The sequence below is a fragment of the Amycolatopsis sp. NPDC005003 genome, from assembly GCF_053600695.1.
Genome location: NZ_JBSGAI010000005.1, coordinates 166,017 through 183,961 on the forward strand (window position 1 = coordinate 166,017; position 17,945 = coordinate 183,961).

General features: G+C 73.0%; 18 protein-coding genes. 12 read left to right on the forward strand and 6 right to left on the reverse strand.

The window, feature by feature from the left end:
• Both ACWED2_RS08125 and metF read right to left on the reverse strand, forming a co-directional pair.
• Nucleotides 1-1,683, reverse strand: a complete 1,683-nt coding sequence (locus ACWED2_RS08125; RefSeq protein ID WP_449689726.1) for a DUF885 domain-containing protein — start codon at nt 1,681-1,683, stop codon at nt 1-3.
• A gap of 42 nt (nt 1,684-1,725) precedes the next feature.
• Nucleotides 1,726-2,610 (reverse strand): methylenetetrahydrofolate reductase [NAD(P)H], encoded by an 885-nt coding sequence (gene metF, locus ACWED2_RS08130; RefSeq protein WP_449689727.1) that lies wholly within the window; start codon nt 2,608-2,610, stop codon nt 1,726-1,728.
• Between the two features lie 49 nt (nt 2,611-2,659).
• Here metF and merB point away from each other — a divergent pair, with 49 nt between their 5' ends.
• From merB to ACWED2_RS08155, 5 genes are read left to right on the forward strand one after another with little or no spacing between them, the layout of a single operon-like run.
• Entirely contained in the window at nt 2,660-3,349 is a 690-nt protein-coding gene (merB, locus tag ACWED2_RS08135; protein ID WP_449689728.1) for an organomercurial lyase, read from the forward strand.
• Between the two features lie 60 nt (nt 3,350-3,409).
• A complete protein-coding gene (locus ACWED2_RS08140) occupies nt 3,410-4,501 on the forward strand; it encodes a polyprenyl synthetase family protein (RefSeq protein ID WP_449689729.1) in 1,092 nt (363 codons plus the stop codon).
• A gap of 1 nt (nt 4,502) precedes the next feature.
• The gene (crtI, locus tag ACWED2_RS08145) at nt 4,503-5,972 is read left to right on the forward strand and encodes a phytoene desaturase family protein (RefSeq protein ID WP_449689730.1); all 1,470 of its coding nucleotides are present in this window, start codon (nt 4,503-4,505) and stop codon (nt 5,970-5,972) included.
• The gene (locus ACWED2_RS08150) at nt 5,969-6,895 is read left to right on the forward strand and encodes a phytoene/squalene synthase family protein (RefSeq protein WP_449689731.1); all 927 of its coding nucleotides are present in this window, start codon (nt 5,969-5,971) and stop codon (nt 6,893-6,895) included. Before crtI ends, ACWED2_RS08150 begins: the two co-directional genes overlap by 4 nt.
• On the forward strand, nt 6,892-7,671 hold the full coding sequence (locus ACWED2_RS08155) for an LLM class F420-dependent oxidoreductase (protein WP_449689732.1): 780 nt from the start codon (nt 6,892-6,894) through the stop codon (nt 7,669-7,671). The genes ACWED2_RS08150 and ACWED2_RS08155 overlap by 4 nt, the downstream gene beginning before the upstream one ends.
• A 4-nt stretch (nt 7,672-7,675) precedes the next feature.
• Here the strand turns inward: ACWED2_RS08155 and ACWED2_RS08160 are convergent, their stop codons facing one another.
• The 3 genes from ACWED2_RS08160 to ACWED2_RS08170 form a co-directional block, all read right to left on the reverse strand.
• Nucleotides 7,676-8,197: a CGNR zinc finger domain-containing protein gene (locus ACWED2_RS08160; RefSeq protein ID WP_449689733.1), complete on the reverse strand. Its 522-nt coding sequence runs from the start codon at nt 8,195-8,197 to the stop codon at nt 7,676-7,678.
• A 33-nt stretch (nt 8,198-8,230) separates the two neighbouring features.
• Nucleotides 8,231-8,848: a hypothetical protein gene (locus ACWED2_RS08165; RefSeq protein WP_449689734.1), complete on the reverse strand. Its 618-nt coding sequence runs from the start codon at nt 8,846-8,848 to the stop codon at nt 8,231-8,233.
• Between the two features lie 451 nt (nt 8,849-9,299).
• Nucleotides 9,300-9,668, reverse strand: coding sequence for an Rv2175c family DNA-binding protein (locus ACWED2_RS08170; protein ID WP_160169751.1), 369 nt, complete (start codon nt 9,666-9,668; stop codon nt 9,300-9,302).
• A gap of 103 nt (nt 9,669-9,771) precedes the next feature.
• Here ACWED2_RS08170 and pknB point away from each other — a divergent pair, with 103 nt between their 5' ends.
• The 5 genes from pknB to ACWED2_RS08195 all read left to right on the forward strand — a co-directional run bounded on the left by pknB (nt 9,772) and on the right by ACWED2_RS08195 (nt 15,884).
• Entirely contained in the window at nt 9,772-11,793 is a 2,022-nt protein-coding gene (pknB, locus tag ACWED2_RS08175) for a Stk1 family PASTA domain-containing Ser/Thr kinase (protein ID WP_449689735.1), read from the forward strand.
• Nucleotides 11,790-11,999 carry a hypothetical protein gene (locus tag ACWED2_RS08180; protein WP_003100783.1) on the forward strand — a complete coding sequence of 70 codons (210 nt, stop codon included), beginning with the start codon at nt 11,790-11,792 and terminating at the stop codon, nt 11,997-11,999. The genes pknB and ACWED2_RS08180 overlap by 4 nt, the downstream gene beginning before the upstream one ends.
• Before the next feature lie 57 nt (nt 12,000-12,056).
• A complete protein-coding gene (locus ACWED2_RS08185; RefSeq protein WP_449689736.1) occupies nt 12,057-13,562 on the forward strand; it encodes an SPFH domain-containing protein in 1,506 nt (501 codons plus the stop codon).
• A gap of 138 nt (nt 13,563-13,700) precedes the next feature.
• The gene (locus ACWED2_RS08190) at nt 13,701-14,402 is read left to right on the forward strand and encodes a hypothetical protein (protein WP_449689737.1); all 702 of its coding nucleotides are present in this window, start codon (nt 13,701-13,703) and stop codon (nt 14,400-14,402) included.
• Nucleotides 14,403-14,588: 186 nt separating this feature from the next.
• The gene (locus tag ACWED2_RS08195) at nt 14,589-15,884 is read left to right on the forward strand and encodes a wax ester/triacylglycerol synthase family O-acyltransferase (RefSeq protein WP_449689738.1); all 1,296 of its coding nucleotides are present in this window, start codon (nt 14,589-14,591) and stop codon (nt 15,882-15,884) included.
• Here ACWED2_RS08195 and ACWED2_RS08200 read toward each other — a convergent pair.
• Nucleotides 15,881-16,474: a TetR/AcrR family transcriptional regulator gene (locus ACWED2_RS08200; RefSeq protein ID WP_449689739.1), complete on the reverse strand. Its 594-nt coding sequence runs from the start codon at nt 16,472-16,474 to the stop codon at nt 15,881-15,883. The two genes, ACWED2_RS08195 and ACWED2_RS08200, sit on opposite strands and share 4 nt — an antisense overlap.
• A gap of 70 nt (nt 16,475-16,544) precedes the next feature.
• On the opposite strand from ACWED2_RS08200, the gene ACWED2_RS08205 reads away from it, so the two are divergent.
• Both ACWED2_RS08205 and ACWED2_RS08210 read left to right on the forward strand, forming a co-directional pair.
• Nucleotides 16,545-16,943, forward strand: coding sequence for a nuclear transport factor 2 family protein (locus ACWED2_RS08205; protein ID WP_449689740.1), 399 nt, complete (start codon nt 16,545-16,547; stop codon nt 16,941-16,943).
• Nucleotides 16,940-17,506 carry a LuxR C-terminal-related transcriptional regulator gene (locus tag ACWED2_RS08210; protein WP_449689741.1) on the forward strand — a complete coding sequence of 189 codons (567 nt, stop codon included), beginning with the start codon at nt 16,940-16,942 and terminating at the stop codon, nt 17,504-17,506. The genes ACWED2_RS08205 and ACWED2_RS08210 overlap by 4 nt, the downstream gene beginning before the upstream one ends.
• Nucleotides 17,507-17,945 lie beyond the last annotated feature (439 nt).

The window sequence follows — 17,945 nt, forward strand, 5'->3', positions numbered from 1 at the left end:
TCAGTCCAGGCCGGCCAGCTGTTCCCGCAGCGTGTCCAACCCCATCCCGCCCATCTTCAGCGCCTCCGTGTGGAAGCGCTTGATGTCGAACCCCGCCCCCGCGCGCGCCTGTGCCTCGGCGCGGGCCGTCAGCCAGAGGCGCTCGCCGATCTTGTACGCCGGGGCCTGGCCCGGCCAGCCCAGGTAGCGGTCGATCTCGTCGCGGATGTGGGCCTGGTCCGTGATCGTTCGGGTCAGCATGAACTCCAGGCCCAGCTCCGGGGTCCAGCGCGAGCCTTCGTGGAAGCCCGTTCCCGCCGGGATCGCCAGCTCCAGGTGCATGCCCAGGTCCACCACCACGCGGGCCGCGCGGAACAGCTGCTCCGACAGCATCCCCAGGAGGTCGCCGTCGTCCGAGAGGTAGCCCAGTTCCTCCATCAGGCGCTCCGCGTACAGGGCCCAGCCCTCCGCGTGCCCGGACGTGAACGCCAGCAGCCGCTGGTACTTGTTCAGCCCGTCCGACTGGTCCACCGCCGTCGCGATCTGCAGGTGGTGGCCCGGGGCTCCCTCGTGGTACACCGTGCTCGTCTCGCGCCAGGTGCTGAACTCCTCGCGGCCCGCGGGCAGGGACCACCACATGCGGCCCGGCCGGGCGAAGTCCTCGCTCGGGCCCGTGTAGTACGCGCCCACTCCGCCACCCGGCGGGGCGATCTTGCACTCCAGGGCCATCACCCGGTCGGAAATGTCGAAGTGCTTGCCGCGCAACGACTCCAGGGCGCCGTCGGAGAGGCGCTGCATCCACGCCTCGAACTCCGCGCGCCCCCGGACGCGGTAGCGCGGGTCCGCGTCGAGGGCGGCCGCCGCCTCGGCCGGCGAAGCGCCCGGCTTGACGCGGTTCGCCACCGCGCGCATCTCGGCCTCGATGCGGGCGAACTCCGCCCAGCCCCACTCGTAGGCCTCGCGCAGGTCCAGCGCCGCGCCGACGAAGTAGCGGGACCACAGGCGGTAAACGTCCTCGCCGACGGCGTCCTTGACCGGGGCCTTCGGCGCCAGCTCGGCCCGCAGGAAGCCGGCGAACTCCGCGAACGCCTCGTCCGCGGCCCGGGCGCGCTGCGAGAGGTCCGCCTTCAACGCCGAATCCGGCGAAGGTGCGACGAACTCGGTGAAGAAGCCCGTCGCCTCCTTCAGGCCGGCCCAGGTCTCGCACTGCTCCGCGACCTTCGCGACCTGCCGCAGCGCCGCGACGTGCCCCGCGTCGGCCGCCGAAAGCAGGCCGCTGCGGATGTTCGCCAGCGCCTGCGGGACCTCGGCGATCCGGGCCGAGGCGACCGCCCAGTCCTGCTCCGTCTCCAGCGGCATCAGGTCGAACGCCATGCGCAGCTCCTGCACCGGCGAGGAAATGACGTTCAGGCTCGCCACGTCCAGGCCGGCCTCGTGGATCTCCAGCTCCAGGCCGACGCGCTCGGTGAACACGGCCTTGGCGGCGCGCTCGGCGGCATCCCGCGGCTCGGCGGCGGTGACGGCGGCGTGCGCCCGCGCGGCCAGACCGGCCCGCTCGGCGTACCCGTCCGCCGAGTAGTCGGTCAGCCGGTGGTCGTGGCCGGCGATGCCGTGCGCGGTCGCCGCGACCGGGTCGGCGGCCGCGTAGTCGTCGACGTAGCGGTCACAGATCTCGTGCACGCCTTCGGAAGCAGTAGAAGCCATGTGCGGCACGCTACCGGGCCACACCGACCCGGTGGTACGTACTTAAGCACGGGCTGGAACGAGCCCCAGCCGGGCGATCACCTCGCGCGTCGCCTTCGAGCGGTTGAACGTGTAGAAGTGCAGGTTCGGCACGCCCTCGCCGATCAGTTTCTCGCACAGCTCCGTGGTGACGTCGATGCCCGCCGCGCGGAACGCCTTGGGGTCGTCGGCCAGGGGTTCGAGCCGGTCCAGGAGCTTGCGGGGGGCCGGGGCGCCGGACAGCTTGATCGTCGTCTGCAGGGTCCGCATCGTCGTCAGCGGCATGACGCCGGGCAGCACCGGGACGTCGCAGCCGGTCGCGGCCACCCTGTCCCGCAGCCGGAGGAAGTCCTCGGCGTCGTGGAACAGCTGCGCGATGGCGAAGTCCGCGCCCGCGCGCAGCTTCCGGACCAGGTACTTCGTGTCCGATTCCAGGTCGGTCGAGCGCGGGTGGCCGTAGGTGTACGCCGACACGCCGACGCAGAAGTCACCGAGCGAGCGCACCAGCTGCACCAGCTCTTCGGCGTACTGGAGGCCCTCCGGGTGCGGGATCCACTCGCCGTAGACGTCGCCGGGCGGGTCGCCGCGCAGCGCGAGGATGTTGCGGACGCCGACCGAGGCGTACCAGCCGATCACGTTCCGCAGCTCGGCGACGGAGTGGTTGACCGCGGTCAGGTGCGCCATCGGCACCAGCGTCGTCTCGGTCGCGACGCGGGCGATGCTGCGGACCGTGCCGTCGCGGCTGGAGCCGCCGGCCCCGTAGGTGATGGACATGTACGCCGGGTCGTACGGCTCGAGCTCCCGGATCGCCTTCCAGAGGACGGCCTCGTCCGCCGTGTCCCGGGGTGGGAAGAACTCGATGGAGAACTTCGGCCCGTCTCCGCGCAACCGCTCGATCACCGACGTCATACCTCGAATGTTAAGGGGCCCGGCTCTAGACTCGGTACAGGAGTGAGCGATGAGGGATGACGACGCGAGCTGGGACGAGGACGTGCGCCTGGCCGTGTACCACGCGTTCGCCCGCCACGGCCGGGCGCCGGGCGCGCCCGAGCTGGCCGACGCCGCGGGCGGGTCGCTGGCCGTCGCGAAGCAGGCCCTGCACCGGCTCGCCGACGCCCACCACCTGGTGCTCGACGAGCGGGAGCACGTCGTCCTGGCCCACCCCTTCGCCGCGAAGCCGCTCGGCTTCTCCGTGATGGGCGCGCACACGCTGTGGTGGGGCGGCTGCGCGTGGGACTCGTTCGCCATCCCGCACCTGGTCGACGCCGAGCCGGAGGTGCTGGTCGCGACCCGCTGCCCCGGCTGCGGGCAGCCGCACGCGCTGGTGGTGAACCGGTCCGCGCCGCCCGAAGGCATCCAGGTGGCGCACTTCCTGGTGCCCGCCGCGCGGATGTGGGACGACGTGCTGCACACGTGCGCGAACCAGCGCCTCTTCTGCTGCGAGTCCTGTGTGGACGCCTGGCTGGCGGAAACCGGGCAGGCCAAGGGGTCCGTGCTCGACCTGGTCACCCTCTGGCGGCTCGCCCGCGGCTGGTACGCGGGCCGGCTGGAGCGCGGCTACCGCCGTCGCGAACCGCACGACGCCGTCGCCTACTTCGCCGAAGCGGGCCTCACCGGTCCGTTCTGGGGCGCCACCGCGGAAGTCTGATTCGCCACATCGGGGTGCCCCGCCCGCCCGCGCCCCCGCGCGTTCCGCGAGGATGGCGGGATGAACGCGCCCGCCGCCGACAGCGACCTGCCCGCCCACGTCGAGCGCGCGCTGGCCGGGTTCCTCGATCGGGCGGGCACCACGATCCTCGAGACCGAGCCCACCGTGGCGGCCGGGATCGACGCGCTGCGCGGGTTCGTGCTCGGCGGCGGCAAGCGCTTGCGCCCGACGTTCGCCTGGTGGGGCTGGCGCGGCGCGGGCGGCGACCCGGCGGGCCCGGACGCCGAAGGCGTTCTGCAGGCGGTGTCCAGCCTGGAGCTGATCCAGGCGTGCGCGCTGATCCACGACGACCTCATCGACTCCTCCGACTCCCGCCGCGGCAACCCGACCGTGCACATCGCGGGCGCGAAGCTGCACGCCGACCGCGGCTGGCTCGGCTCCCCCACGACGTTCGGCCTGGCCACCGCCGTGCTGGTCGGCGACCTGGCGCTGGCCTGGGCGGACGACATGTTCGCCGACGCCCCGCTGCCCGCTGAGACGCTCGCGGCGGCCCGCCCGGCCTGGCGCGCGATGCGCACCGAGGTGCTCGCCGGGCAGTACCTCGACGTCCGCACGCAGGCCACCGGGGACGCCTCGGTCGAGGCCGCGCTCAAGATCGACCGGCTCAAGACCGCCGCCTACACCGTGCAGCGGCCGCTGCACCTGGGCGCCGCGCTCGGCGGCGCGTCCCCCGAACTGATCGCCACGCTGCTGGAGTTCGGCGGCGAGGTCGGCGTGGCGTTCCAGCTGCGCGACGACCTGCTGGGCGTCTTCGGCGATCCGTCGGTCACCGGCAAGCCCGCCGGCGACGACCTGCGCGAGGGCAAGCGCACCCTGCTCGTCGCGCTCGGCCTGCAGCTCGCGGCCGAGAAGGACGAGCAGGCCGCGGCCACGGTCATCGCGGACGCGATCGGCGACGCGGACCTCTCCGACGAGGGCGTCGAGACCGTCCGGATGGCGTTGCACCAGGTCGGCGCGGTCGACGCCGTGGAGCGCCGGATCGACGAGCTGACGACGGCGGCGATGGCCGCGCTGGACCGCGCGCACCTGGCCGAGCCGGCGCCCGCGGCGCTGACCGGGCTGGTCGTCAAGGCCACCCAGCGGACGTACTGACGTGCGGACGATCGGGCCCGCCGACCACGTCGTCGTCATCGGCGCGGGGCTGGCCGGGCTTTCGGCGACCCTGCACCTGCTCGGCGCCGGACGGCGGGTGACGCTGCTGGAGCAGGCGGACGTCCCGGGCGGGCGAGCCGGGCAGCGGAGCTTCGACGGCAACGCGGTGGACACCGGCGCGAGCGTGCTCACCATGCCGGAGCTGCTGGAGGAGGCGTTCGCCGCGGTCGGCGAGCCACTGGCCAAGAACCTGCGCCTGACCCGCCTCGATCCGGCCTACCGGGCGCGGTTCGCCGACGGCAGCTCGCTGGCCCTGCGCACCGACGGCGACGCGATGGAGGAGGAAATCCGCGCCTTCGCCGGCGCCCGCGAGGCGGCGGGCTACCGGGCGCTGCGGCGCTGGCTGACCGAGCTGTACGCGGCGCAGAAGGACCGCTTCCTGGCGGCCAACTTCGATTCGCCGCTCGACCTGGCCCGCCCCGAGCTGGCGAAGCTCGCCGCGCTGGGCGGGTTCGGACGGCTCGGCCCGCGCGTCGGCCGGTACCTGCTCGACGAGCGCGTCCGGCGGCTGTTCACCTTCCAGGCGCTGTACGCCGGTCTCGACCCGGCGCGCGCGATCGGCGCGTACGGCGTCATCGCGTACATGGACACCGTCGGCGGCGTCTACTACCCCGAAGGCGGGATGGGCGAGATCGGCCGGGCGATGACCGGGGCCGCCGCGCGAGCCGGCGCGGACGTGCGGTTCGGCACCGAAGCCGCCTGGCTGGAGCGGGTGCATTCGCGGGTGCGCGCGGTCCGGACGCGCTCGGGCGAGCGGATCGCCTGCGACGCCGTCGTGCTGGCCACCGAGCTCGCCACGGCCTACCGGCTCCTCGGCGCGCGGCCCCGACGACCCGTGCCGCTGCGCTACTCGCCGTCCGCCGTGGTCCTGCACGGGCGGACCACCGAAAAGTGGGACCTCGGCCACCACACGATCTTCTTCGGCGGCGCCTGGGAGCGGACGTTCGCCGAGATCATCCGCGAGGGGAAGCTCATGAGCGACCCGTCGCTGCTGGTCACCCGGCCGACGGCGACCGACCCGGGACTGGCCGGGCGCGGCGGTGAAATCGTCTCGGTGCTCGCGCCCGCGCCGAACCTGCGCCGCGGCCCGATCGACTGGGACCGCGTCCGCGGGCCGTACCGCGAAGAGCTGCTCCGCACGCTGGAGGCGCGCGGGCTGACCGGTTTCGGCGGCGAGTTCACCGTCGACGAGACGATCACCCCGGCGGACTGGGCGGCGCGGGGGCTCGCGGCCGGGACGCCGTTCTCGCTCGCGCACACGTTCACCCAGACGGGTCCGTTCCGGCCGGCGAACCTGGTCCGCGCGGCGGGCAACGTCGTGCTGGCCGGCTGCGGCACCACCCCCGGCGTCGGCATCCCGCCGGTGCTGATCTCCGGCCGACTGGCGGCGGAACGGATCACCGGCCGGTGAACGAACTCGACGCGGCGGGCATCACCGGCGCGGACCTCCGCGCGGCCTACACCGAATGCCGCCGCATCAACGCCCACTACGGCCGCACGTTCTTCCTGGCGACGCGGCTGCTGCCGGCCCGGGCCCGGCCCGCCGCGCACACGCTGTACGGGTTCGCGCGGATGGCGGACGAACTGGTCGACAACCCGGCACCGGGCAGCGACCCCGCGACCGAGCTGGACCGGGTCGGCGACATGGTCGACGTCGTCTTCGCGGGCGGCGCCCCGGACGAGCCGGTGCTGATGGCCCTGGCCGACACCGTGCGGCGCCACGGCCTGGCACGGGACCTGTTCGACGCGTTCCTGAAGTCGATGCGGGCGGACCTGAAGCCGGTCGAGTACCGGACGTTCGCCGAGCTCGGCGCATACATGTACGGCTCGGCCGCGGTGATCGGCCTGCAGATGCTGCCGGTGTTCGGCACGGTCGGGCCGCTCGCCGAAGCCGAGCCGGGCGCGATCGCGCTGGGCGAGGCGTTCCAGCTGACCAACTTCCTGCGGGACGTCGGCGAAGACCTCGACCGCGGACGGCTGTACCTGCCGACCTCGGAACTGGCCGCGTTCGGCGTCACCCGCGAACTGCTCGAAGCGAGACGCCCCGACCCGCGGATCCGGGCGGCGCTGGCGTACTTCGTCGCGCGGACGCGGGCGGTGTACCGGCGTGCCGAAGCCGGGGTCGCGTTGCTGCGTCCCGAATCGCGGCCGTGCGTGCGGACGGCGTTGACGTTGTACGAAGGCATCCTCGACGAAATCGCCGCGCTGGACTACGACATCCTGACGCGGCGGGCCGTGGTCCCGAAGCGGCGGAGGCTGGTGGTGGCACTACCACCCTTGGCCACGGTCTGGGCGCGCGAGACGTTCCGCGCCGGTCGTAGGCTGCGAACATGACCGAACGACGCATCCGGATCGGCCTGCAGCTCCAGCCGCAGCACGCCGACTACGACTCCATCCGGCGCACCGCGTCGGCCGCCGAAGACCTCGGCGCCGACATCGTCTTCAACTGGGACCACTTCTACCCCCTCTACGGCGACCCCGACGGCATGCACTTCGAGTGCTGGACCATGCTCGGCGCGTGGGCGGAGTCGACGTCCCGGGTGGAGATCGGCGCGCTGGTCACCTGCAACAGCTACCGCAACCCCGAGCTGCTGGCCGACATGGCCCGTACGGTCGACCACATCTCCGGCGGCCGGCTCATCCTCGGCATCGGCTCCGGCTGGTTCGAGAAGGACTACGACGAGTACGGCTACGAGTTCGGCACCGCCGGCGGCCGCCTCGACGACCTCGCCGAATCCCTCCCGCGGATCGAAAGCAGGCTCGGCAAGCTGAACCCGGCCCCGACCCGCAAGATCCCGGTGCTGATCGGCGGCGGCGGCGAGAAGAAGACCCTCAAGCTGGTGGCCAAGCACGGCGACATCTGGCACGGCTTCGGCGACCCGGAGGTCGTCGGCCGCAAGGTCAAGATCCTCGACCAGCACTGCGCGGACGTCGGCCGCGACCCGGCCGAGATCGAGCGTTCGTGCGGTGTCCAGGGCGAGCCGGACGAACTGGGCCCGAAGCTGCTCGAACTGGGCGTCACGACGTTCACGGTCGGCGTCGGCGGCCCGGACTACGACCTCGACGCACTCAAGTCGTGGATCGCCTGGCGCGACAAGACCCAGAGCTGACGCTTCACCCGCGCGCCCGGTGCGCGGCGACGCGTTCGCGCGTCGCGCACCGAGGCGAGCAGTACCGCCGCGGGCTGCCGCCACCCGTGTGGGCGAACGCCCGCCCGCACGCCGGTGACGCGCACAGCCCGCCCGGCGGTCCCTGGCGTTCGGCCAGCAGCGACGCCAGCCCCAGCGCCGACGACGTCACGAGCCACGCACCCCACGGGCCGTCGTCGGCCGCGTCGACGTGCAGGTGCCAGCCGTAGCCGTCCTCGTGGTCGGTCAGGCGCGGCGGCCTCGCGTACGCGGCGAACAACCTGTTGAGCACCGACGCCGCCGAAGCCGCGTCACGCGCCGCGAAGACTTCGCGCAGCTCGAGCGCTGCCGCACGCAGTTCCGCCACCTCCACTCGCGTCAGTGGGACGTCCGGTTCGCCGTGCTCGTGCAGCACCTGCGCCACCGCGGCCGCGTCGGGCTCCGGGACCAGCAGGACGTTCAGCAGGTCCACCGCGCGCTGCACGGAATCCCGGTGCGGAAAAGCCATACCCCATTGTAACGTCTTGCCAGTGATAAGACGTTACCTGGCCGGCGCCACCCTCGCCCGGACCGGCGACGAGCTGTCCGGGCCCGCGCTGCTGCTGCTCGGGATGACCGCGGGCCCGCACGCCGGCGCGGCACTGCTCGCCGGGCTGACCGCGGCGGCCGCCGCCGGCGGGCCGGTGTTCGGCGCCCTGCTGGACCGCAGCGCGACGCCGGGACGGCTGCTCGCCGTCGCCCTCGGCGGGTACGCAGGCGGAATTGCGCTGGTCAGCGCGACCTTCGGGCACTTGCCGCCGGAAGCCGTCGTCGCGGTGGCGGTCGTGGCCGGTCTGCTCAACCCCGCCATCGCCGGCGGCTGGACCGCGCAGCTGCCCGCGGTCGCCGGGCCCGCGTTGCCGCGGGCGAGCCGCTTCGACGCCATGACGTTCACCGCCGCCGCGCTCGCCGGCCCCGGCCTGGCCGGGCTTCTCGGCGGCCCCACCGGACTCGTGGTCGCCGTCGGTTTGGTCGCCGCGGCGATCCCGGTGGCGTGGTTCCTGCCGAAGCGGCCACCCCGGCAGAGCCGCCTCCGGGACGGCTTCCGCGTCCTGGTCCGCAACGGGCCGCTGCGGCGGGCGACCGTCGCTTCGACGATCTCCTGCACGGGGATCGGCATGGTCACGGTGTGTTACCCCCTGCTGGGCGTGGCGCACCTGCGCGGCCCGGCGGACGGCGCCCTGCTGCTGACCGTCCTGGCCGTGGCGTCCCTGCTGGCCAACGCCGTCTTCGCGAGATGGCCGCTCCCCTGGGCACCCGACCGGACCGTCCGGCTCAGCACGCTCATCCTGGCCGCGAGCTGCCTCGTGGCCGCGAGCGGGCACGGCGTCATCGCGGCGGCCGCGCTGGCCGGGATCGCCGAAGGTCCGCAGCTCACGGCGTTGTTCGCGATCCGCCACCGCGAGGCGCCGGAGCACGTGCGGGCGCAGGTGTTCACGACGGCGGCGAGCGTGAAGATCACCGGGCTGGCCGCGGGCGCGGCGGTGGCCGGTCCGCTGGCCGCGTGGTCGCTCCCCGCCTGCCTGCTGACAGCGGCGGGTGTTCAGCTGGTCGCAGCCGGTTTCAGCAGGTCAGAACGCCATCGCCTGAGCGCGCCGCTTGACCTCGGTGCCGTGGCTGGTCCGCAGGGCGTTGATCGGCGTGCTGCCGGGCAGGGTGTCGTCGGCGGTGAACAGCCACCGCAGCATCTCGGTGCGGCTGAACCCGGAGTCGGCGAGCACGGTGATCGTCCCCGTGAGGCCCTTGACCACGCCGTCCTTGACGAAGAAGTCGCTGGGCACGCACAGCTCGCCGCCGCGCTTGAGCGCGATCAGCTGCCCGTCGCGCAGCATCTGCCGGACCTTGTTGGTCGAGGTCCCGAGGACGGTCGCCACCTCCGGCAACGGAAGGACCGCGATGGCGGTGTCGAGGATGTCTTCGGCGACAGGAATCCCACTCACAGGTGACACTGTGCCACATTTCGTCCCCTCACCCGCTAGTGCGCACGGGTGACCCGCGAGGTCTCCTCCACGAGGCGTGTGCGATTCCGTACGATCCATACTCGTGACACGCACCCAACCCAGCCTGGTCGGCACGCTCTTGGAGCGGCGCTACCGGGTGGACCGGCTGCTCGCCCACGGCGGAATGTCTTCCGTCTATCGGGGGACGGACACCCGGCTGGACCGTCCGGTCGCGATCAAGATCATGGATCCGCGCTTCGCCGACGACCGGTCGTTCGTCGACCGGTTCGTGCGGGAGGCGCAGTCCGCGGCCCAGCTGCACCACCCGCACGTCGTGGCGGTGCACGACCAGGGCTTCGACCTGCCACCGGGTGCGGAGTCGGGGCTGGCGTTCCTGGTGATGGAGCTGGTCGACGGCGGGACGCTGCGCGACCTGCTGGACGACGAGGGCCCGCTGGACGTCGCGGTGGCGCTGAGCGTCGCCGAGCCCGTGCTGTCGGCGCTGGCCGCCGCGCACGCCTCCGGGCTGGTCCACCGGGACGTGAAGCCGGAGAACGTGCTGATCGGCCGGGTCGGGCAGCACACCGGCGGGGCGGTGAAGGTCGCGGACTTCGGCCTGGTGCGGGCCGTGGCGAGCGCGGGCACGACCAGCTCGAGCATCATCCTCGGCACGGTCGCCTACCTCTCCCCCGAGCAGGTCGAAACCGGCGCGGCGTCCGCGCGCGGCGACGTCTACTCGGCCGGGATCCTGCTGTACGAAATGCTGACCGGCCGGGTGCCCTACACCGGGGACACGGCCATCTCGGTGGCCTACCGGCACGTGAACGACGACGTGCCGCCGCCGAGCCTGCTGCGCCCGGACCTGCCGCCCGCCCTCGACGCCCTCGTCGTGCGCGCGACCCGGCGCGACCCGCAGCTGCGCCCGGCCGACGCCGGGGAGTTCCTCACCGAGCTGACCGCGGTGCGCGCCCAGCTGGGGCTGCTGCCGGTGACCGTGCCGATCCCGGTGTCCCACGGCCAGGGCGACCTCGCCGACACCGAGCGCACGCTGCCGCGGATCCCGCAGGTGCCGGACACCGAGAAGACGATGCCGGTGCACCGTCCGAACGCGACCCGGGCGCTCAGCCACGCCGCCGGGCCGGTGACCACGCAGGTGCCGCCCGTGGCGCCGCCCCCGCCGCGGCGGCGGAGCCGGCCGGAGCCGGAGAAGCCGCCGCAGGACAACCGCAAGCGGGCGCTCGTGATCGCGGCCGCGGTGCTGCTGCTCGGCGGGCTGATCGGGGCGTTCGCCTTCATCCTCACCGACACCGGCGGCGACAAGACCGCGCGGGTGCCGAAGCTGGTCGGGCTGAACCAGGCCGCGGCCGGCGACGCGCTGCGGGCGGTGAAGCTGAACCCGGCGTTCAGCCAGGAGTACGACAACACGGCTCCGTCGAACACCGTGCTGCGTGCCGACCCGGCCGAGGGCACCACGCTGTCGCCGAACGCGACGGTGTCCGTGGTGCTGTCGAAAGGCCGCCCGCAGGTGCCGGACATCCGGCCGGGCACCGCGCTCGCCGACGCTCAGCAGGCGATCAAGGCGGCCCAGCTGACGCCGGTCCGCGGCACCGACGACTTCGACCCGGAGGTTCCGCAGGGCGCGGTCATCCGCACGACGCCGTCGGCGGGCAGCCAGCTGACCATCGGCGGCCAGGTCACGCTCATCGTGTCGAAGGGCCCGATCCCGCTGCCGCCGGTCCCGGACGTCACCGGCCAGTCCAAGGACGACGCGTTCAGGGCGCTGCAGCAGGCCGGCTTCGAGCCGTTCCAGGCGGGCGAGGAGTTCAAGCAGAACATCCCCGCCGGCGCCGTCACCCGCACCGACCCGCCGGCGAACGCGCAGCCGAAGGCGAAGCGGATCGGCGTGTTCGTGAACAACGCCGTCCAGGTGCCGGACGTCCGGTTCCGGTCGTTCGACGACGCCCAGAAGATCCTGGAACAGGCGGGGCTCAAGGCCGACCGCGACGGCCGGGGCCGCGGCAACGGCGGCGGCCCCGGCTTCGACTTCGTGTTCCAGCAGGACCCGGAGCCGGGCACGTTCGTGGCGAAGAACTCGAAGGTCAAGCTGAAGGGCTTCGGGGGATGATCGGCAGCCGGGGCCGGGTGACGGGCACGATCGGCCCCGGCCTCATCGGCGAGGTGCTCCTGAACGTCCGGGGCGGCACGGAAGCGTTCTACGCGTACCCGGCCGACCCGGAGGAGACGTTCACGTCCGGCACCCAGGTGCTGGTGGTCGACTTCGAGCCGCCCCGGACGGTTTACGTGGAACGGTGGCAACCCCTGAGCCGCTGACGGCGTCGAAGAGGCACCAACACACCCACAACAGAAAAGAGCGAGGGGGTCGGTGCCATGAGTCTCGTGGAAATCCTGCTGGTTTCCGCCGGCGGCGTCATCGCCGTGCTGATCGTCGTGTTCGGCATCCTGCGGCTGCTGTACAAAGTGGCCGAACCGAACGAGGCGCTGATCATCTCCGGGCTGGGGGTCCGCGTCGACCGGGCGGAGACCGCGGACAGCCTGGGCTTCAAGATCATCACCGGCCGCGGGGTGAACGTCATCCCCGGGTTCCAGACCGCGCGCCGGCTGTCGCTGGACACCCGCGGGGTCAACCTGCAGGTCTCCTGCGTCACCAAGCAGGGCCTGCCGGTCACCGTGCGGGCCGTCGTCATCTACAAGGTCGGCGACGACTACGCCTCGATCGCCAACGCCGCCCGCCGGTTCCTCGACCAGCAGAAGGGCATGAACGACACGATCCACGAGCTCTTCTCCGGCCACCTGCGCTCGATCGTGGGCGGGCTGACCATCGAGGAGATGATCCACAACCGGGACGCGCTCACCGGCGAGGTGCGCCAGTCCTCGGCCACCGAGATGATCAAGCTGGGGCTGATCGTCGACTCGCTGCAGATCCAGGAGATCGACGACGAGTCCGGCTACATCAACAACCTGGGGAAGCCGCACGCCGCCGCGATCGCCGCGTCGGCCCGCATCGCCGAGGCCCAGCGCGACCAGGAGGCCGCCGAGGTCGAGCAGGTGTCGGCCGCGAAGAAGGCCGCCGCCGTCCGCGAGAGCCAGATCCAGCAGGCCGGCTACCAGGCCGAGGTCGACCAGGCGCGGGCGAAGGCGTCCCAGTCGGGTCCGCTGGCCGAGGCGACCGCGCGCCAGGAGGTCGTCGTCCAGGAGACGCGGGCGGCCGAGCTGGAGGCCGCGCTGGCCGAGCAGCGGCTGCAGTCGCAGGTCCGCAAGCCGGCCGACGCGAAGGCGTACGACACGCGCACGACGGCCGATGCCGCTCGTGACGCCTCGATCGCCAAGGCCCAGGCCGAGGCGAAGGAGACCGAGCTGCGGGCCGCGGCGGACGCGACCCGCGTGAAGACGGCCGCCGAAGCCGAGGCCCAGGCCACCAAGGCCCGCGCCGAGGCGATGGCGGGCGCGACCCGGGCGACCGGTGAGGCCGAAGCCGCCGCGGCCAAGGCCCGCGGTCTGGCGGAGGCGGAAGCCGCGAAGGCCCGCGGCCTCGCCGAAGCCGAGGCGGCCCGCGCGCGGGGCCTGGCCGAGGCGGACGCGATCAAGGCGCGCGCGGCGGCGCTGGCGGAGAACCAGGAAGCCGTCGTCGCGCAGCAGCTGGCCGAGCGCTGGCCGGAGATCGTCGAGGCGGGCGCGAGCGCGTTCGGCAACGTCGACCACATGGTCGTGCTCAACGGCGCCGACGGCATGTCCGACATGTTCGCCAAGGCGCTGTCGCTCGGCGGAACCGGTCTCGGCCTGGCCCGGCAGCTCATGGACGCCATGGGCAAGCCGACGGAGAAGGAGCTCGACGAGGCCGCCCGGCGCAACGGCGAACTGAAGCTCAGCGACTGATCCGTCACTGTCGGTGTACGGCCTCTGTGTCCCGGATCACGGGCCGCAGGGGCCGTACCCCCGTTCGGGGGCGGAAATTCCCGCTCTCTTGTCCTACCGTGGGCGCATGGTGCCGGACCGTGCGTCGCGGGCCGTCCGATGAGCTTCTTCACCGGCGGTCCCCGTGAGCGTCCCCTGTTCCCCGTTCCGGAGCAGGAGCTTTACGCGTTCAACGGACGGCACTGGACCGATCCCCCGCGCGAGTACATCGTCCCGGCCGTGCTGCCGTGGGCGCAGCCGCTGGGCCGCTCCGAGCGCACGGTGGTCGCGCTGCGGGCGATCGAGGTGTGGCCCGAGGCGCTGACACTGCGCGTCACGGTGTACTCCCGGGACAGCCTGGTCGACGATCCCGCCGAGGGGCTGATCGACCACCGGCGCAAGCCCGACTACAACGGGCTGCTGATCGGGGTGCTCTACGCCGACGGCAGCCGGGCGAGCTCCGAGACGATCTCGGTGCCGTCCGCGTCCGAACCGGAGGCCCCGGTGCTGCGGGCCACGCCGGTGGGCGGCACGCGGTTCGCCGTCGAGCACGAGGTCTTCCTGTGGCCGCTGCCTTCGGCCGGGCCGCTGAAGCTGGTCGTGCAGTGGACGGACCGGGAGATCCCGGAAACCCGCACGACGCTCGACGGCGGCGCGATCCGGTCCGCGGCGAAGGACGCCGCGGAAATCTGGCCGGGGCTCGGCAGGCGGCAGGTGAACGGCCTGCCGGTGCGCCGCGTCGGCAAGCAGGTCGCGCTCACCCCCGATTGGGGGACGTCGGTGGCCCAGGCGGAAGAACCCAAGCCTGCTCCGGGCGAATGAATCTTTTTCTTGATCTGTGAGCCCCGGCACCACCGCACGGGGTATCTCGAATGGCTGAACGGGGTGGGTAGTTAGCGTCGTGGAAACACTTCGACCACCCGGCCGTCATGTCGGGCTGGTGCAGTGGGTCCAATCCCTTCCGACGCACGTGGCCGTGCGCCCCCCGCGAACCCGGAAAGGTCGCCCATGGCAGGCTCGCCGCTCAGCGCACTCGACGTCGCTTTCCTTTGCCTGGAAAGCGAAACCACCCCGATGCACATGGGAGCGGTGGTCACCTTCACCGCCCGCGGCCCGGTGGACCCGGCCGCGTTGACGGCGTTGCTCGCCCAGCGCGCCGCCCGGCTGCCGAAACTGCGCCAGCGGGCCCGCTCGGAACTGTTCCCGCCGGGTTCGGCCAGCTGGAGTGACGACCCGGAATTTGTTGCGGCCGACCACATTCACCACGTCGTGTTGAGTTCGCTGTACGAGCCGGACCCCTTGTCCGCGTACGCGTCGCGGTGGATCGCCGAACCCCTCGACACGACCCGGCCGCTGTGGCACCTGACGCTCGTCACCGGGCTGCCGGACGGGAAGTTCGCGCTCCTGCTGAAACTGCACCACGCGCTGACCGACGGCGCCGGCGCGTACGCGGTCGCGGCCGGGCTGCTCGACGGCGTGAAGCTGCCGGAGCGGATCCCCGCGCCGATCCCCGCCCCGCGCTCCACTTTGGACACGGTGAAGGACGCGCTGGGCACGGTGTGGGGCCAGGCCGGGATCGCCTCGTCGCTGGTGCGGGCGGCCCGCCCGCCGCTCTCGCCGGTGTCGGCACCGCCGTCGGCCGAGCGGCGCCTCGGGTTCGTCCGGCTGCCGCTGACCGAACTGCGCCGGGTGCGCCGCGCGCACGGCGGCACGACCAACGACGTCGTGCTGGCGGTGCTGTCGGGGGCGCTGCGCGAGTGGCTGGTGAACCGCGGGCAGCGCGCCGACGGCCGCACGCTGCGCGCGCTGATCCCGGTGAGCGTGCGCGGCCGGGCCGGTGAGCAGCTCGGCGGCAACAAGCTTTCGGGCTACCTGTGCGACCTGCCGGTGGGCGAGGACGACCCGGTCGAGCGGCTGCGGGCGGTCCGCCGGGCGATGACCCGCAACAAGGCGGCCGGCCCGAGCCGCGGCGCGGGCGCCCTGCCGCTGCTGGCCGACCACGTCCCGCCGCTGCTGCACCGCCTGGGCACCCGCACGGCGGGCCAGGCCGCGCCGATGCTGTTCGACCTGGTGATCACGACGGTCCCGCTGCCCCCGGCCCGCCTGTCGCTGCACGGCGCCCGCCTGGCCGAGGTCTACCCGTTCGTGCCGCTGGCCCCGCGCCACGCGGTGGGCATCGCGGTCGCGACGTACCGGGACTCGGTCCACATCGGACTGCAGGCCAACGGCGCGGCGGTCCCGGACGTGGGTTCGCTGCGGGACGCGGTGCTGAAGTCGGCGGCCCGGCTGCTCGACGCCTCTTAACCCCCGGTGGCCGCCCGGATCAGCGCCTGGGCGGCCCACCGCATCACCTCGGTGGCCTCGTCCGGCTCCAGGTGACACGCGTCGCGGGTGACGATCAGCGCCTCGACCCCGTAGACGAGCATCAAGGCCATCGTCAGCCGGCGGTGCGCCTCGGGCGGCAGCTTGCCCTCGAGCGGCTCGACGGCTTGCCGCGTCATGCGGATCCGGGTCTCGCCGCGCACCGGCGCCTCCGCCGACGTGCCGCCTTGCTCGAACCAGCGGTCGAGGTTCGCGCGGACCAGGGCGCGCCAGTACGCCTCGTCGCCGAACTGCATGTCCGCGGCGTACCGGATCACCGCGTCGATCCGCTGCGCCGGGTCGTCGCCGGCGCCCTCGATCAGCTCGCCGAGGTGGACCTCGTCGGCCGAGCGCGTCGCCAGGCCGGTCCACAGCGACTGCGGGTTCGGGAAGTAGCGGTAGGCCGTCGCGGTCGAGACCATCGCGGCCTCGGCCACGTTGGCCACCGTCATCGGGCGCCCGTCCCGGACCAGTCCCGCCGCCGCGTCGAGCAGCGCGGTGCGGGTGCGCTGTTTCTGGTTGTCGCGGCTCATCGTGAGAAAATCTCCTTGACATGAGAGACCTTTCTCATGACGATAGCACTATCCCAGGAGGGGGAGGCTCATGACACCGGAAGAAATGGACAAAGTCCTCGACGCGCACTTCGCGGCCGAGGCGGCGCACGACCTCGACGCGATCCTCGCGACGCTCAGCGATGACGTCGTGCACGACGCGGTCGGGTTCCCCGTGGAGAAGCTGCGGGACCACGAAGCGATCCGCGACCGCTACGAGTTCCTGTTCGGGGCGATGCTCGACGAGCGGATCGAGCCCGTCTCGCGGCTGCACGGCGACGGCTTCGTCGTCGACGAATGCCAGGTCACCTGCCTCACCGGCGAAGGCTTCCCGGGCGCACCGGCCGGGCAGCGGGTGACGTTCCGGCTGCTGCACGTCTGCGAGTTCCGCGACGGCCGGATGACCCGCGAGAACGTCTGGCAGGGCCCGCCCATCCCGGTCGCGCGATGACCACCGTCGTCCTGGCCGGCGCCTGCCCCGTGGCCACCACCGAGATCACGGTGGTGGCCACGGCGGGCACCGGCACCGAAGCGATCGAGGCCGTCCGCGAGCACGGCCCGGACGTCCTGGTGCTGGACCTCGCGCTGGGCGCCGGCGTGGCGGCCCGCGCCGGGGTGCCGGTCCTGGCGATCACGGCCCCGGACGACACGGCGATCGCGGGGGCCCTGCGTGCCGGAGTGCGCGGCTTCCTTCCGGCGCACCCCGCACCGGCCGACGTCACGCGCGCGATCCGCAACGTCGCGGCCGGCGCGGTCGTGTTCGGCGACGGCCTCGCGGACCGGATCCCCCGGCTGCTGCTGTCCCCCGCACCCCTGCCTGACCTCAGCCCGCGGGACCGCGAGATCCTGGCACTGGCCGCGGGCGGCGTCGCCGACGCGGTGATCGCGCGCCGGCTCGGGATCGCGCCCAAGACCGTGCGCAACCGGGTGTCGGAGATCAGCGGGAAACTGGGGGCCAAGGGCCGCGCGGAGGCGCTCACCCTGGCCCGCACCGCCGGCCTGGCGCCGGTCTAGACGAGTAATGCGTAACTCGGTCGGCGAACATCCTGTTCACCTCCGAAGCGCGATGGCTGCGGTTGCTCGGCTGTTCCCGCTCGGGTGATTGGCAGACCCGCACCTCTCCGGGGGTGCTTCGTCGTTGCGGACCGGCGGCCGGCAACGCAAGCCGACCAACGGCGCAAGCCAACCGGGCCAGCACGCGAACCGCAGGCCGGGAGCGCAAGCTGAACCCGACCGCCGACTGAAACTCCCACCGGAGGGGCGGGGGAGGTCGGACCCGCTCTGCCGCGGGTTCACCCTGCCGCTGCTGCCGAGTCTGCCGCGGCTTCAAAGACAAAAGCGTCCTCGCCGGACGGGCAGGCTCCGGGATGGCCACGGCTCCCGCTGTCTCCCCGACTTCTGGAGGTGGGCCGCGGGGTGGTCATCCCGTCGCCTGAACGAGGCCTATCACTTT

What these genes read in the sequence shown, in the direction of transcription:
- ACWED2_RS08125 (WP_449689726.1), bottom strand. Translation starts at nt 1,683, where the DNA reads ATGGCTTCTACTGCTTCCGAAGGCGTGCACGAGATCTGTGACCGCTAC.
- metF (WP_449689727.1), bottom strand. Translation starts at nt 2,610, where the DNA reads ATGACGTCGGTGATCGAGCGGTTGCGCGGAGACGGGCCGAAGTTCTCC.
- merB (WP_449689728.1), top strand. Translation starts at nt 2,660, where the DNA reads ATGAGGGATGACGACGCGAGCTGGGACGAGGACGTGCGCCTGGCCGTG.
- ACWED2_RS08140 (WP_449689729.1), top strand. Translation starts at nt 3,410, where the DNA reads ATGAACGCGCCCGCCGCCGACAGCGACCTGCCCGCCCACGTCGAGCGC.
- ACWED2_RS08155 (WP_449689732.1), top strand. Translation starts at nt 6,892, where the DNA reads ATGACCGAACGACGCATCCGGATCGGCCTGCAGCTCCAGCCGCAGCAC.
- ACWED2_RS08160 (WP_449689733.1), bottom strand. Translation starts at nt 8,197, where the DNA reads ATGGCTTTTCCGCACCGGGATTCCGTGCAGCGCGCGGTGGACCTGCTG.
- ACWED2_RS08165 (WP_449689734.1), bottom strand. Translation starts at nt 8,848, where the DNA reads ATGCCGATCCCCGTGCAGGAGATCGTCGAAGCGACGGTCGCCCGCCGC.
- ACWED2_RS08180 (WP_003100783.1), top strand. Translation starts at nt 11,790, where the DNA reads ATGATCGGCAGCCGGGGCCGGGTGACGGGCACGATCGGCCCCGGCCTC.
- ACWED2_RS08185 (WP_449689736.1), top strand. Translation starts at nt 12,057, where the DNA reads ATGAGTCTCGTGGAAATCCTGCTGGTTTCCGCCGGCGGCGTCATCGCC.
- ACWED2_RS08190 (WP_449689737.1), top strand. Translation starts at nt 13,701, where the DNA reads ATGAGCTTCTTCACCGGCGGTCCCCGTGAGCGTCCCCTGTTCCCCGTT.
- ACWED2_RS08195 (WP_449689738.1), top strand. Translation starts at nt 14,589, where the DNA reads ATGGCAGGCTCGCCGCTCAGCGCACTCGACGTCGCTTTCCTTTGCCTG.
- ACWED2_RS08200 (WP_449689739.1), bottom strand. Translation starts at nt 16,474, where the DNA reads ATGAGCCGCGACAACCAGAAACAGCGCACCCGCACCGCGCTGCTCGAC.
- ACWED2_RS08205 (WP_449689740.1), top strand. Translation starts at nt 16,545, where the DNA reads ATGACACCGGAAGAAATGGACAAAGTCCTCGACGCGCACTTCGCGGCC.
- ACWED2_RS08210 (WP_449689741.1), top strand. Translation starts at nt 16,940, where the DNA reads ATGACCACCGTCGTCCTGGCCGGCGCCTGCCCCGTGGCCACCACCGAG.